Source organism: Coprobacillus sp., assembly GCF_984815275.1.
The window spans coordinates 47,219-60,279 of sequence record NZ_CFJNYH010000001.1 but is presented as its reverse complement, the minus strand read 5'-3'; the positions used below and the strand labels follow the sequence as shown (position 1 = coordinate 60,279).

The window sequence follows — 13,061 nt, the reverse complement described above, 5'->3', positions numbered from 1 at the left end:
TTATAACATGTTTTGAAAGGAATTGGTATAGATGGAGAAGACAGTAGTTGAGCTATTTGCAGGTGTTGGTGGCTTTAGAGTTGGATTGAATCATATAACTGGGTTTGACGAAAATGGAAGAGCAATAGAAAATGGTGAATGGAACTTTGTGTGGGCTAATCAATGGGAACCATCTACAAAAGTTCAACATGCATTTGATTGTTACTGCAAACGTTTTGGAAATGAGAATCATTCAAATGTGGATATCTCACTAGTAAATAAGTCAGATATACCCAATCATACGTTACTGGTTGGAGGATTTCCTTGTCAAGATTATTCTGTGGCAAGAACATTGTCAGGTGAAAAAGGAATTGAAGGAAAAAAAGGGGTTCTTTTTTGGGAAATTGCAAAAATTCTAGAAGTAAAACAGCCACCTTTTGTTTTATTAGAAAATGTTGATAGATTATTAAAGTCTCCATCAACAAAACGTGGAAGAGATTTTGGAATAATGCTAAGGACTTTTCATGATTATGGATATAATGTAGAGTGGCGCGTAATTAATGCAGCAGACTATGGGTTTGCTCAAAGAAGACGTAGAGTATATATATTTGCTTGGCAAAGAACAACAAGGTATAATAATGTAATTACAGAATCTGTATTAGAAGACATTGTTTTATCAGAAGGGATATTTGCTAAAGCTTTTCCTATTGATATAGAAGCAATTGAAAGAAACAAGAAAAGAGAATATTGTATTGGACGTAAAAATTATAAAGATAGGGTTATAATGACAAAAAAGTTTCATGAAACTTTTGAAAATGCTGGTGTAATGATAGAAGGGGATGTTTGGACAAAAAAGGTGCAATCTCTACTGATACAATTTACACCATTAAGAGATATTTTAGACAAGCAAAGCAATCTAGAAAAATATGTTTTAACAGAGAAACAAATTAATCAATTTAAAGACCTTCGTGATTCTAAAAAGAAAAAGAGAACAAGGCCTGATGGATCAACATATACATATTCTGAAGGAGCTATGTCACCTTATGATAGTCTTGATTTACCTGGACGAACAATGTTGACAAGTGAAGCTAGTATAAATAGAAGTACACACATAATTTTTGATGAAAATTTTCAGAAATTAAGATTTATTACTCCAATAGAGGCAGAGAGAATGCAGAACTTCCCAGATGACTGGACAAAAACTGATATGCCTGAGAAAAGACGTTATTTTATGATGGGTAATGCATTAGTCACAGGGATAATAGCACAATTAGAATATTTTATTTCTAATATTGTTAATGATGAATAATTACAATTTGTTTGTAATTGTTTGTCTTTTTTTTATATATATTATAAAATAAACAGTATGAAGGGGTGGAAATATGAATATTTTTGGTTATTTAGCTAAAATTGGAGAATGTATTGATAGACTTGAAAAGAGTTATTATGAGCACTATGACAAAAAAATATTAATTGCTTTTAGAGGTGAATCAAGAAATTTTGAAAATACAAAGTTAATGCCTTCTATGTTTAGAGAAAGCGAGTATATTTATAAAGAAAATTATTTGTTTGATCTTTTTTGCGATTTGGGTTTAATAAAGGATAATGATAAATGGATTGATAAAGCCACAGATACACAACATTATGCTGCACTAAGCAGAATGTTAGATATAACATTTGATTGCTTGGTCGCATTATATTTTACATGTAAATATGATGAGAATTCGTTGAATAAGGATGGATATCTTTATGTTTTTGGTTTTCCAGAATATCAGTCACCACATTCAGGGTTTATAGAACAGTTATATGAAAATGTTTTAAATGTTAATGAAAATATTATGTTTCAAAAGAATTTTCTCGTATTCTCAGAAAGTTATGCAAATGAAAGAATAAAAGCACAAAAAGGAGGATTTATATTTTTCCCTAGTCAGGTATTTACGCCATTAGATGAAGTATATTATAAATATGTAAAAATTAATGCGTCTGATAAAGAGAGGATAGTAGATGATTTAGATAAAATATTTAAAATAAATGAGGCAATTCTTTTTCCAGAAAAAGATAAGATTGCAATATATGCTCGAAAAAAATTTATTGAAAACGAGTATCAAATTAAACAATTTAGTGTTCAAGATGAAATGGAAAATAGAATTCAACAAGTTAAATATGAAATGACAATGAGTACTCATTTGAGTTCAATAAATAAACTACGACGTATTAGAAAAGATAAAGATGAGCTAATACAATATATAATGAAACAATATAATTTGACAGATGTGGATAGAATGAAGTTGTTAAAAGAATTGGATTATAAATTTAAATTACTTAATGGATATTTTGGAGGAAGATAAGATGGATGAGTTAAATTATGCAATAGACATGCTAGTGGAAAGACAAGGATTATTATCTGATTATGGTTCTATAAATCTTTCATCCCTAAATGATAATAATACTTTATATGAGTTTGAAGCTATAAATGATATGTCAGATATTGAACGATATTTGATATATAATGCCAGTAAAAAGCAAGATATTGAAGACTATTTAAAATTCGAACGTGACCTTAATGATAAAAATTCTGCTCTGGATATGTTTTTTATTCCAGTTATAATTTTTAATAATTGGGATGATGAAATGAATTTCTATCAATCTATTTTTGATAATCTTAAAACTGCAAAGGAGCGAAGAAGATTAAAGGATATATTTGCTTCAAAAATCTCTATATATATGGAATTGAATCAAAAAATAAGTTTAAATATAGATGATGAAACAAATTATGTAGAATATTTAGATGGAAAGAATTCGTATACCTCAGATGTAAAAGGATACATATATAATATTTCATTTTTTGAATTAAAAAAACTATTTAATGTTACTGGTAATGATTTGTTTAAAAAAAATATTAGGAAGGGTAACAAAGGAGATAAAACTATTGGTGATATAAAAAAGGAATTTAAAAAATATTTGTGTGTCCACGTATATAATGCTTTGTGTAATGAGATTGATAGAATGCAGTTAGAGGAACTTCTTGGTATTAGTAGGGATATTTTAGTTAAAAATTCTCCCAATAAGTTTTGGTTTTGTCATAATGGTATAACTATTTTTTCATATGATCAAGAAGAATTTGAAAGAGTAGGTAAGAAGATTGTTTTGAATCCTAAAAATGTTAGTGTCATCAATGGAGCGCAAACTATAACTGGGTTTTATAATAGCATTAAGGAATTAAAGTTAGAACTTTTAAGTATATTTCAAGACTTTGATAATATTAACATAGATATTGATAAATCTTTGGAAGATGCATCAAAATCGATATTTGTAAAATCGATAATTATTCATGGGAATGAGCATTATGTTCAGCCTATCACTTGTGGATTGAATACTCAGGTTCCTATATTACCAGAACATATCATTGCAGATTCAGATGAAGCAAAAAGACTAAATAAAATTCTAAAAAAAGGGAAAATAGAGATTGTACCTGAAGGGTATAATTCTGTGTTTGATCAAGGATATAGTGCACTGGATTTTGCAAAAAAATACTTATTATGTACTATGAAACCAGGTAGAAGTAAGAATTTGAGAAAAAATGACTTGAAATCTATTATAGAGCAAGCTGCAGAGAGATTTAATGGGAAAAGTGAAGAATTACTTAAAGAATTTCGTACTATAGGAGAAATAGATAAATGGTGGAAAACTTATAAAAAAGAGCGGGAAGAACTATATTTAAGTGAAGAAGATATAGTGTTCTGTAAATATGGAAAAAACTACTTTACATCTTATGTATTAGATAACGACTATTCTAGTGAAGATTATTTTTTAGCCTTTGATGAGTTTGTAAAATCCATGAAGAGAGTTTCACACAATGAAATTACATTAAATGATTTTAAAAAAGATGATTTATTTAAAAGTTATTTAGATAACAAAGATTTAATGAAAAAAACATATGAAAATGATAAAGTATCAAAATTTGATTGTAATCAACTGTTGACTTATCTGCAAAAGAATATTAAGTCTAGATACTCTATTTCAGTGGTAATATCAAATTATTTATCAAAATATAATATACCAATAGAAAATTTCAGAGTCATTAATAGAATATCAGGAAAATGTTGTGAAGCCTATCCTTTTCCAGGGTCAACATTTTCTGAAATATATCAGATGAATAGTGAATATGAAAATGAATACATTATTTTTAATGATTCCAAATTCAGATAATTTTTGGGAAAGAAATTTCCTTTATTTGTGTTAGATAATGAAGTGAAAGAGGATAATGGAAAAGAAATTGTGCAGGTTCACTTTATAGAAAAATTTACGTTTAAAAAGTATATTGAAGATGGAAGAAATGTGTTTGAGAAGACAATAGAGGCATTTCAAGAGGGTGATGAAACATTATTTCCTAAAGTAAGTCAAAAATTAAATTTCCATGTTCGTCCTAAAGCAATAAATGCAAGTGACACATTTGAGTTTTCTAATGGAAATAATATAACAAAAAGAACATTTTGGGCGAATAAAGATTTAATAAATGAACTTATTGCAAGTTATATTAATGAAGAAAATATATGAAAATATTAGTTCACATTTTAAATACAGGCTATTGAATATGACAACAGTAAATATTATTTAAATATCATATCATGTAATTTATAATATAGTTTATAAATGTTCCTTTAGTATGAGATGAACAATACTTATTTGTTATAGCAAATATATTTAATATGTTTATTTATTGGTTGTTTTTATGAATTTTTACATAAGGAAGTTTGGAATAAAATACTTTTTAATATTTGAGTTCATATTTACAAATATCCAAAATATTGGTGTGGATATGTTGTAGCTTACTATCAATGGATTTCACAAAAAAGTTTTAAGAAAATCTTTGATGTTGTTTCTGCCAGAGAAATAGTTGATATGTATTATTCATTGCATAAAGCAGTTATTCAAAAATTTTTGGATATTATGTCTTACATCTTTGATAAATATCATCAGCCAACGCATTTGCAGCAGATTAGAAAAGCACAAGTATTGTCACAGTTAAAACTTGCTTTGAAATCTGGAGTATCTTTAAATGTAATTCTAGTTTATGAACAAAGAGAAAAGGTTATTAACAACGCAAGTGTAGTGAATATTAAAAAATTAACCAATGCGTTACATTGCTATATTGCAGACTTGATAGAAGAACTACCATATGGACAATGAAGAGTTGGATTATAAAAACAAAGAAAGACAAGAAGTGATAGAAGATATTACAAAAATACAATGTGATGCCAGGTATTGTTATAGTAATTGCTATATATGAGACTTTTGTTATAAAAAAATATAAGATAAAAAATAAGGTGCATATGATTAGCACCTTTTTCATATAGATGATAGAATAGAAATGTAAAATAAATAGGAGGAATAAAAATATGAAATTGTACAAATGTATGCATTGTGGAAATGTAGTTGAAAAAGTATTAGATAAAGGAGTACCAGTTGTTTGTTGTGGTGAACCGATGGTAGAATTAGTTGCCAATACAACTGATGCAGCAACTGAAAAACATGTTCCTGTATTATCAATTGAAGGCGATGTTTTAACAGCTAAAGTTGGAGAAGTGGCTCATCCAATGACAGAAGAACATTTGATCACTGCAATCTTTGCAGTAGTTGGAAATAAAGTTTTACGTGCTGATTTAACAGCTGATGATGAACCAGTTGCAACTTTTGCATTAGGTGGTTATAAAGGAACTGTTGAAGTTTATGAATATTGTAATTTACATGGATTATGGAAAGCAGAAATTGAAGCTTAATTCATAAATTAAGGGGCAGATACAAATCTGTCCTTTTTATATGCAATAAAAAATTTATAAGTATTGTTATAGTATTCATTTCTTTTGCAAGTTTTCATTTTAAATAAAATATTCCTCATCATGTAAAATTTAAGTAACAGGTATTTTGTTATATTCTCTAATGGTTTTAAGAATAATGTCATGTATTTATTATATTTATGTTTCATGATTACCTTCTTTTGATTTAAATTATTATGATAATTCCTACAATAGCATCCTTTATTTTACAAAAATACTCTGAAGACTTTTATTAATAATAAATTGATTTCAATATTTTTATAGCAATTCTTGTAATATGATATGAGTATAGAAAGGTGGTAAGAATAGTTTTTATAAGAATACTGAACATTATTTAAATGCCTGTTATAAGGTACTTATGAATTTTCAAGATAAAAAAATTCAAAAATCTCTTCAAAGTATTCAAAAAGAACTACTGCAAGTTGAACAAAAACTTTTATGGAAAGATTATTGCGGATGCTTTTAATTGAAGTTATGATAGGAAATACTGATGAAAAAGAATTTGATAAGAAAATCTATAATTTGTTATAAAAGACTATTTCTAGTCTCAAAGAACTCAAAAAGATGGAGAAAACTAGGAATTAGAAATATCTGTTTTAGAAATAAAATTTCATAATCATATATTTAATAATGAAAAGTTAAGAATTCTTGATGGTGCTGGTTATGGTATATGGAAAGATATGCATTATCTGCTAGATATGTATTATGATAATGAACCAGAAGATTTTGAAGCGATTTTAGCAAGTCAAGGTATGGATTTTGAAGAATTTTGTGATGATGAAGAATTTGATATAGATGTATTCAATGAAATGATTTTAGAAGATTATTATGTTATAAGAATTACCTATGAAAATAATTTTGAAGATGATTTTGATGAATACTAACTATCATGAAAAGAAACCCATTATTTAAAATAGTGGGTTTTAGTCTTACTGTTCTTCCATAAAATCAATAATTTCATATTTAGATGGAGAGTTATCTAAATGATGAAAAGGAATATTTTGATAGAATTGTGATATATGATGATGATAGCGATCAAAGAGAGTTAAGAGATAGCCAAGATAAAGTTGTGGATCATGAGGCTCTTTTTTTATATTCTGCTGATAGAAATAATCACATTGTGTTTCTTGTCCTAATTGTTCATAACATTCTGCTTCAATGCTTAAAATTAAACTTAATATATGATGATTATTAGAGAAGTTAATCATTTCTTTTATATCTGAAATAATAGTAAGAAGTTCTTTCGTCTGATGGATATGATTTAAATCCTCATCTACTTCAATTAGCCAGTCCTCAAATAGATATTGAGCTTTTTCATTATTAAAAATATCTTGATAATCATGATAATGAAATGTTTGGATATGATTTTTGATATGTAACCAGAAACTTTGATGACAGTATAAAAGTGTTTCATGAGAACTCATGTTAATAGCGTGAAATGTATCTGTTAATTTTGTTGTTAAATCAATGTGTGGAATGTTTTGATTATTGTTTATAAGGCTATAAAGCTGATTTTTGTAGTCTTGGATATATGAATCCTTTTCGTTATTATTATGGAGTACCATTTCATAATAAACATCATTTATTTTTTCTAATGCTTGTTTATTGGCACCTAAAGCATAGTAAATCTCCGCAACGTATTCTGGATTGTGTGTTAGAATCTGTTGCTTAATGGTTAGAAATGTTTGTTCTTTATTCAGTTTTTTCATAGTTATATTCTCCTTCATGCAATAAAGATATTCGCAAAGGCCTTTGTTAATTCTATTATATAAAGCGCTTACATAAATCTCAAGGATATAGCCAGTATTTGTTTGATTTGCAAGGATAATGTCTAATATTTATAGTCACAATTTATAAAATAATGTCAAGAATTGCGAAGTATGTCTAACCTTGTCTGGATTTCTATTGCATATGAATAGTCAGATAATATGAAACATGATAATATAAAGAAAAGAATATCTCTATTATGAATGGGAAGAATTTGATTTAAGTATAAAATATGATGTAGTTTATATTAGTCATACTGAAAAGGAGAAACATATGAAAAGTTTAAAAGCAATGATTACAGGTCTTTTTTTAGTAGGGTGTACATCTTCTGTTACATATGAAACAATTTCAGCAAAAGATGCTAAAGAAATGATGGGAACACAAGATGTTGTTATTTTGGATGTAAGAGAAGAAAGTGAATATCAGCAAGGTCATATCAGAGAGGCTCAATTAATACCTTTATCACAGATTCAAGAAAACAATCAGGAACTTCCTGATAAAGATCAAACTGTATTGGTTTATTGTCGAAGTGGGAGTCGTAGTGCAAAAGCAGCACAAAAATTAGTTAAACTAGGCTATACACATGTATATGATTTTGGTGGAATTAACGATTGGCCATATGAAATAGAAAAATAAGAATAAAAATGTAATAAATACCCATAATGAAATGGGAGATGATAAAAATGCATTTTTATAAAAACAAAAATGATAACTTTTTTCTACAATTTGATGAAGAAGTTCAAGATAGTGAAGAATTACTTCATGTTCTTGTAGAAAAACATGAAGGCGATGAAACAAAACACCAACCAATTATCACAAAAGAAAAACAACAAGTGAAAGTAAAAGTTGGTGATGTCATGCATCCAATGACACAAGAACATCATATCTCTATGATTTTCTTAAAAACCAAACAAGGTGGACAATACAAAATGTTGTCATATTTAGATACACCTATTGTTACATTTGAACTGTCAGAAGATGATGAAGCATTAGAAGTCTATGGATATTGTAATCTTCATGGTTTATGGAAAGAAGTTGCTTAGAACATACTTTTACTTGTATGTTCTTTTTAATATGTTAAAATATGGAAGAGGAGGAATTAAGAATGAAAAAATTAAACATACAAGAGTTTGATGAAGTCTATGCATTGTTTGAAAAGGCATTTATACCAGCTGAATTAAGACCATATGAAAAAATGCTTCCTTTATTAGAAAAAGGTGAGTTTGATGTTTATGGTTATTATCAAAATAACAAATTAACTGGAGCATTGCTTATTTGGGAATTTGATGATTTTGTATATTTGGAAAACTTTGCTGTGGATGAATCTGTACGTGGACAAGGTATTGGAAGTATTCTTTTAGATGAAATGAAAACTTTATTTCCTCATAAACTTCTTATATTGGAAGTGGAAGAACCAACAGATGATATCTCAAAACGTCGCATTGGTTTCTATGAAAGAAATGGTTATGTTTTAAATCCTTTTCATTATATTCAGCCTACATTAAGGTCAAATGCAACAGAAGTGAATCTGATGTTGATGAGTTATCCGGAATCCATCAATGTTTATTCATTTGACCAAATAAAAAAACAAATATTTAGAGTTGTTTATCAACAAATGGTATAAGGAGTATTATGAAAGCATTAGAAGAAAAAATATTAAAAGAAGGTATTGTTAAAGAAGGAAATGTCTTGAAAGTAGATAGTTTTTTAAATCATCAAATAGATGTTTCTTTTCTAGAAAAAATGGGAGAAGAATTTAAAGAATTATTTAAAGATAAAAAAATCACAAAAATATTAACAATTGAAGCAAGTGGTATTGGTGTTGCTGTTATGGCATCAAGACATTTTGGTTATGTTCCTGTTGTTTTTGCAAAGAAAGCAAAAACATCAAATATATCAGATGAACTTTATCATACCCGTATAGATTCTTATACACATCAAAAAACAAACGATGTTGTTGTTTCAAAGCAATATTTAAATCAAGATGATCATGTTTTAATTATTGATGATTTCTTAGCGAATGGATGTGCTATTTTTGGTTTGATTGATTTGGTTCAACAAGCTGGTGGTGTTGTTGAAGGTGTTGGAATTGTGATTGAAAAAGGGTATCAAGAGGGTGGCCATAAAATAAGAGAAGCTGGATATCATTTAGAATCATTGGCAATCATTGAAAGTATGAATGACCAAACAAGTGAAATCACTTTTAGAAAGTAAAGAGGGATAAAATGTATTGTCCAAATTGTGGGAAAGAAATTAAAGAGGGTAGTCAATTTTGTAGTTTTTGTGGTAGTAAAATAGTTTTGCCAAGAAATCATTGTCCTAATTGTGGTGCAGAGATTGAAGGAAATATGGAGACATGTTTAACTTGTGGCTACCATATCATACCTGAAAGAAATAAACCGATAGTTTATAAATCAAAAGTTGTAGCAATTTTATTAGGCATCATTTTAGGTGGCTTAGGTGTTCATAATTTTTATTTAGGTTACTCATCTAAAGGATTTATACAAATAGTTTTATTCTTTATGGGAATTTTGACCTTTGGTCTTACAACATTTGTTTCTGTTGTTTGGGGTATTATTGATGCACTTTTGATATTAACAGGTTCAATTGAGAGAGACGGTGACGACAATCTCTTACAATAAAAGAAGTTTATGAATCTATATCCTATAGAATGGACACGAAATAAAAAAGCGTGTCATCTATAGGGTATTTTTGTATACTTAAAGAAAAGATGTGTTAAAAATGGGAAGAAATTATTTTACTGATGAACAAATAGATGAATTCAAAAAATAAGTATATGACTTCTTTTATTGATTAAATATGAAATCTATTGATAAAGAGATGAGAATATTGTATTCTTATGTATAACATATGTGATTGAAAAGGGGAGAATTTATGAGTAAAGTTGTTAAATTTGGTGGATCTTCTTTAGCAGATGCCAAGCAATTTAAAAAAGTATATCAAATTATTAAAGAAGATAAGGAAAGAAAATTTGTTGTACCAAGTGCACCAGGAAAAAGATTTAAAGAAGATACAAAAGTGACTGATTTATTATATAAGGCTTATCGTGCTCAAAACAAATCTGAATTCAATGCAACATTTGAAGAAATCAAAGAAAGATATCAAGATATTATTGATGGGTTAAAATTAAATATCTCTTTAGATGAAGATTTTGAAATCATGAAAAAAGCATTTGAAGATCAAATTGGTGAAGATTATGCAGCTAGCCGTGGAGAATATTTAAATGGGAAAGTTCTAGCTCATTATCTTGAATTTCAGTTTATAGATCCTAAAGATGTTATTTTTATTGATGAACATGGGAATTATGATATTGAAAAGACAGATCCTATTTTATCTGCTGCCTTAGCCAATGTTGAAAATGCAGTTATACCTGGATTCTATGGGTCATTAAATGATGGTTCGGGGATTATTAAAGCATTCTCACGTGGTGGTTCTGATGTTACTGGTTCAATTGTTGCTAAAAATGGAAAAGTAGATTTATACGAAAACTGGACTGATGTCTCTGGCTTTTTAATTGCTGATCCACGTATTGTGAAGGAGCCTGATGTGATTGAAACAATTACGTATAAAGAGTTAAGAGAATTATCTTATATGGGAGCTTCTGTTCTTCATGAAAATTCTGTTTTCCCAGTACGTAGTGAAGGGATCCCTATTAATATAAAAAATACAAATCATCCCGAAGATCCAGGAACTTTAATTGTTGAAAGCACATGTCATAAACCTGCCCATGTTATTACTGGGATTGCAGGAACAAAAGGTTTTGCAACTGTTATGATTGAAAAAGATATGATGAACTCTGAGATTGGATTTGGGCGTAAAGTATTAGAAGTTTTTGAAGCACATGATTTGTCTTTTGAACATATGCCTTCTGGTATTGATACAATGACAATTATTGTGAATACTGATGAATTTATTGATAAAGAACAAGATGTTTTGGCAGGACTCCATCGTGCAGTTCAACCAGATTCGATTGAACTTGAATCAGATTTGGCATTAATTGCTGTCGTTGGTCGTGGTATGAAAGCAAGTCGAGGAACAGCTGCGAGAGTGTTCAATGCCCTTGCTAAAGAAAATATTAACATCAAGATGATTGATCAGGGATCAAGTGAGTTAAATATTATTATTGGTGTTAGAAATTGTTATTTTGAACCAGCTATTAAAGCAATTTATAATGAATTTATTGATTAATCACCATATGGTGATTTTTCTTTTTGACAGAGTTTATTCATGATAAGATGCAAGTAAAACTTAAAGAGTAGAAATTAAATAGATTCGTTAAGATGTTAACTCTGTTCCCACTGATTTTAGGTATGAGAAGAAGGAATTTTGACTCGTCAATAAAGTGATTTCTTTTCATATATCTAAGTTTTTTATCTATAATAGAACAAAAGGTGTTATAATGCTATCAAGGAGGAGTTATATGAGAATACTAATGTTAGCACCTTTACAAAAAGAGAACTTTGAGAAGATTGAAATGAGTTTTTTGGAAGATGAATTTATTTATGGTGATGGGCATACTGTGACTCAGGATATGATAGATAACTGTGATGTGATTGTTGGAAATGTTGCTGATCATGTCAATTTGAATCGAGATAATATACAATTAATGATGTTACATAGTGCTGGGAGTGATGGCTATGTCAAAGCAGGTTTACTGCATCCTCACACAAAATTAACAAATGCGAGTGGTACGTATGGAAAAGCTATTGCTGAGCATACATTAGGTTTGATTCTTACATTAAATAAGAATATTAAGACTTATATCCATCATATGGATGAACACTTATGGCAGAGTGTTTCCACTGGAAAAGAGCTTTATCAGAGTACAGTTGCAATTATTGGATTAGGAGATTTAGGATATGAATTAGCAAAGCGTTTAAAAGCATTTGATTGTCATATTATAGGTGTTAAAAGAACTTTATCGCCGCTCCCTCCATGTATTGATGAACTGTATACAACAAGTCATATTGATGAAGTTTTACCGCAAGCTGATTTTGTTATTTTAGCATTACCGCAAACCAGAGAAACAATTCATATGTTTGATAAAAAACGTTTGTTATTGATGAAGAGTGATGCTGTTCTTATCAATATTGGCAGAGGAAGTGCAATATGTACAAATGATTTAATTGAAGTTTTGGAAACTGGACATTTTTATGGGGTTGGCTTAGATGTTGTTGAAGAAGAGCCATTAAATCAAGAACATGACTTATGGGATTTGAAGAATGTATTGATAACACCTCATGCTTCAGGTGGATATGCTTGGAAAAGTGCAAGAGATTATTTCACTGATCTTGTTATTCGTAATCTACAGCATTTTAAAAAAGGTGAGGAATTAGAGAATGAGGTTGATTTTGTAACGGGATATCGTAAGGTTATAAAGTATAAATAAGAGTGAAGGGGTTATCATAAAGATAACTTCTTTTTTCATATGCTTTGACAAATCAGAAAGAATGTATA

Annotated in this window: 15 protein-coding genes; 14 read left to right on the top strand and 1 reads right to left on the bottom strand. The window is 28.7% G+C overall.

The window, feature by feature from the left end:
• The first annotated feature begins 31 nt into the window (after window positions 1-31).
• The 7 genes from dcm to AC5M21_RS00330 all read left to right on the top strand — a co-directional run bounded on the left by dcm (window position 32) and on the right by AC5M21_RS00330 (window position 6,700).
• Window positions 32-1,288 carry a DNA (cytosine-5-)-methyltransferase gene (gene dcm, locus AC5M21_RS00360; protein ID WP_008788771.1) on the top strand — a complete coding sequence of 419 codons (1,257 nt, stop codon included), beginning with the start codon at window positions 32-34 and terminating at the stop codon, window positions 1,286-1,288.
• A 73-nt stretch (window positions 1,289-1,361) separates the two neighbouring features.
• Complete coding sequence (locus AC5M21_RS00355) at window positions 1,362-2,327, top strand: FRG domain-containing protein (RefSeq protein WP_008788772.1); 966 nt, start codon at window positions 1,362-1,364, stop codon at window positions 2,325-2,327.
• A gap of 1 nt (window position 2,328) precedes the next feature.
• Window positions 2,329-4,188, top strand: a complete 1,860-nt coding sequence (locus AC5M21_RS00350; RefSeq protein WP_017144245.1) for an AIPR family protein — start codon at window positions 2,329-2,331, stop codon at window positions 4,186-4,188.
• Between the two features lie 3 nt (window positions 4,189-4,191).
• The gene (locus AC5M21_RS00345; RefSeq protein ID WP_008788774.1) at window positions 4,192-4,536 is read left to right on the top strand and encodes a PDDEXK family nuclease; all 345 of its coding nucleotides are present in this window, start codon (window positions 4,192-4,194) and stop codon (window positions 4,534-4,536) included.
• Between the two features lie 345 nt (window positions 4,537-4,881).
• On the top strand, window positions 4,882-5,169 hold the full coding sequence (locus tag AC5M21_RS00340) for a helix-turn-helix domain-containing protein (protein ID WP_008788775.1): 288 nt from the start codon (window positions 4,882-4,884) through the stop codon (window positions 5,167-5,169).
• 209 nt (window positions 5,170-5,378) lie between these two features.
• Window positions 5,379-5,759, top strand: a complete 381-nt coding sequence (locus AC5M21_RS00335; protein WP_008788776.1) for a desulfoferrodoxin family protein — start codon at window positions 5,379-5,381, stop codon at window positions 5,757-5,759.
• 737 nt (window positions 5,760-6,496) lie between these two features.
• Window positions 6,497-6,700: a hypothetical protein gene (locus AC5M21_RS00330; protein ID WP_008788777.1), complete on the top strand. Its 204-nt coding sequence runs from the start codon at window positions 6,497-6,499 to the stop codon at window positions 6,698-6,700.
• A gap of 45 nt (window positions 6,701-6,745) precedes the next feature.
• Here AC5M21_RS00330 and AC5M21_RS00325 read toward each other — a convergent pair whose 3' ends face one another.
• Window positions 6,746-7,525, bottom strand: a complete 780-nt coding sequence (locus AC5M21_RS00325) for a hypothetical protein (protein WP_008788778.1) — start codon at window positions 7,523-7,525, stop codon at window positions 6,746-6,748.
• Window positions 7,526-7,856: 331 nt separating this feature from the next.
• Between AC5M21_RS00325 and AC5M21_RS00320 the strand changes: the two genes are divergently transcribed.
• The 7 genes from AC5M21_RS00320 to AC5M21_RS00290 all read left to right on the top strand — a co-directional run bounded on the left by AC5M21_RS00320 (window position 7,857) and on the right by AC5M21_RS00290 (window position 12,993).
• Entirely contained in the window at window positions 7,857-8,219 is a 363-nt protein-coding gene (locus AC5M21_RS00320) for a rhodanese-like domain-containing protein (RefSeq protein ID WP_008788779.1), read from the top strand.
• A 47-nt stretch (window positions 8,220-8,266) separates the two neighbouring features.
• Window positions 8,267-8,626 (top strand): desulfoferrodoxin family protein, encoded by a 360-nt coding sequence (locus tag AC5M21_RS00315; protein ID WP_017144248.1) that lies wholly within the window; start codon window positions 8,267-8,269, stop codon window positions 8,624-8,626.
• A 62-nt stretch (window positions 8,627-8,688) separates the two neighbouring features.
• Window positions 8,689-9,207, top strand: a complete 519-nt coding sequence (locus AC5M21_RS00310; RefSeq protein ID WP_008788781.1) for a GNAT family N-acetyltransferase — start codon at window positions 8,689-8,691, stop codon at window positions 9,205-9,207.
• Window positions 9,208-9,215: 8 nt separating this feature from the next.
• Window positions 9,216-9,797 carry a xanthine phosphoribosyltransferase gene (locus tag AC5M21_RS00305; protein ID WP_008788782.1) on the top strand — a complete coding sequence of 194 codons (582 nt, stop codon included), beginning with the start codon at window positions 9,216-9,218 and terminating at the stop codon, window positions 9,795-9,797.
• 11 nt (window positions 9,798-9,808) lie between these two features.
• A complete protein-coding gene (locus tag AC5M21_RS00300) occupies window positions 9,809-10,225 on the top strand; it encodes a zinc ribbon domain-containing protein (RefSeq protein WP_008788783.1) in 417 nt (138 codons plus the stop codon).
• A gap of 253 nt (window positions 10,226-10,478) precedes the next feature.
• Window positions 10,479-11,792: an aspartate kinase gene (locus AC5M21_RS00295; RefSeq protein WP_008788784.1), complete on the top strand. Its 1,314-nt coding sequence runs from the start codon at window positions 10,479-10,481 to the stop codon at window positions 11,790-11,792.
• Window positions 11,793-12,024: 232 nt separating this feature from the next.
• Complete coding sequence (locus tag AC5M21_RS00290; RefSeq protein WP_117599109.1) at window positions 12,025-12,993, top strand: D-2-hydroxyacid dehydrogenase; 969 nt, start codon at window positions 12,025-12,027, stop codon at window positions 12,991-12,993.
• Window positions 12,994-13,061 lie beyond the last annotated feature (68 nt).

Coding starts and splice junctions, on each gene's coding strand:
- AC5M21_RS00315 (WP_017144248.1), top strand. CDS start 8,267: ATGCATTTTTATAAAAACAAAAATGATAACTTTTTTCTACAATTTGAT.
- AC5M21_RS00355 (WP_008788772.1), top strand. CDS start 1,362: ATGAATATTTTTGGTTATTTAGCTAAAATTGGAGAATGTATTGATAGA.
- dcm (WP_008788771.1), top strand. CDS start 32: ATGGAGAAGACAGTAGTTGAGCTATTTGCAGGTGTTGGTGGCTTTAGA.
- AC5M21_RS00350 (WP_017144245.1), top strand. CDS start 2,329: ATGGATGAGTTAAATTATGCAATAGACATGCTAGTGGAAAGACAAGGA.
- AC5M21_RS00325 (WP_008788778.1), bottom strand. CDS start 7,525: ATGAAAAAACTGAATAAAGAACAAACATTTCTAACCATTAAGCAACAG.
- AC5M21_RS00305 (WP_008788782.1), top strand. CDS start 9,216: ATGAAAGCATTAGAAGAAAAAATATTAAAAGAAGGTATTGTTAAAGAA.
- AC5M21_RS00320 (WP_008788779.1), top strand. CDS start 7,857: ATGAAAAGTTTAAAAGCAATGATTACAGGTCTTTTTTTAGTAGGGTGT.
- AC5M21_RS00340 (WP_008788775.1), top strand. CDS start 4,882: ATGTATTATTCATTGCATAAAGCAGTTATTCAAAAATTTTTGGATATT.
- AC5M21_RS00330 (WP_008788777.1), top strand. CDS start 6,497: ATGCATTATCTGCTAGATATGTATTATGATAATGAACCAGAAGATTTT.
- AC5M21_RS00295 (WP_008788784.1), top strand. CDS start 10,479: ATGAGTAAAGTTGTTAAATTTGGTGGATCTTCTTTAGCAGATGCCAAG.
- AC5M21_RS00290 (WP_117599109.1), top strand. CDS start 12,025: ATGAGAATACTAATGTTAGCACCTTTACAAAAAGAGAACTTTGAGAAG.
- AC5M21_RS00335 (WP_008788776.1), top strand. CDS start 5,379: ATGAAATTGTACAAATGTATGCATTGTGGAAATGTAGTTGAAAAAGTA.
- AC5M21_RS00310 (WP_008788781.1), top strand. CDS start 8,689: ATGAAAAAATTAAACATACAAGAGTTTGATGAAGTCTATGCATTGTTT.
- AC5M21_RS00300 (WP_008788783.1), top strand. CDS start 9,809: ATGTATTGTCCAAATTGTGGGAAAGAAATTAAAGAGGGTAGTCAATTT.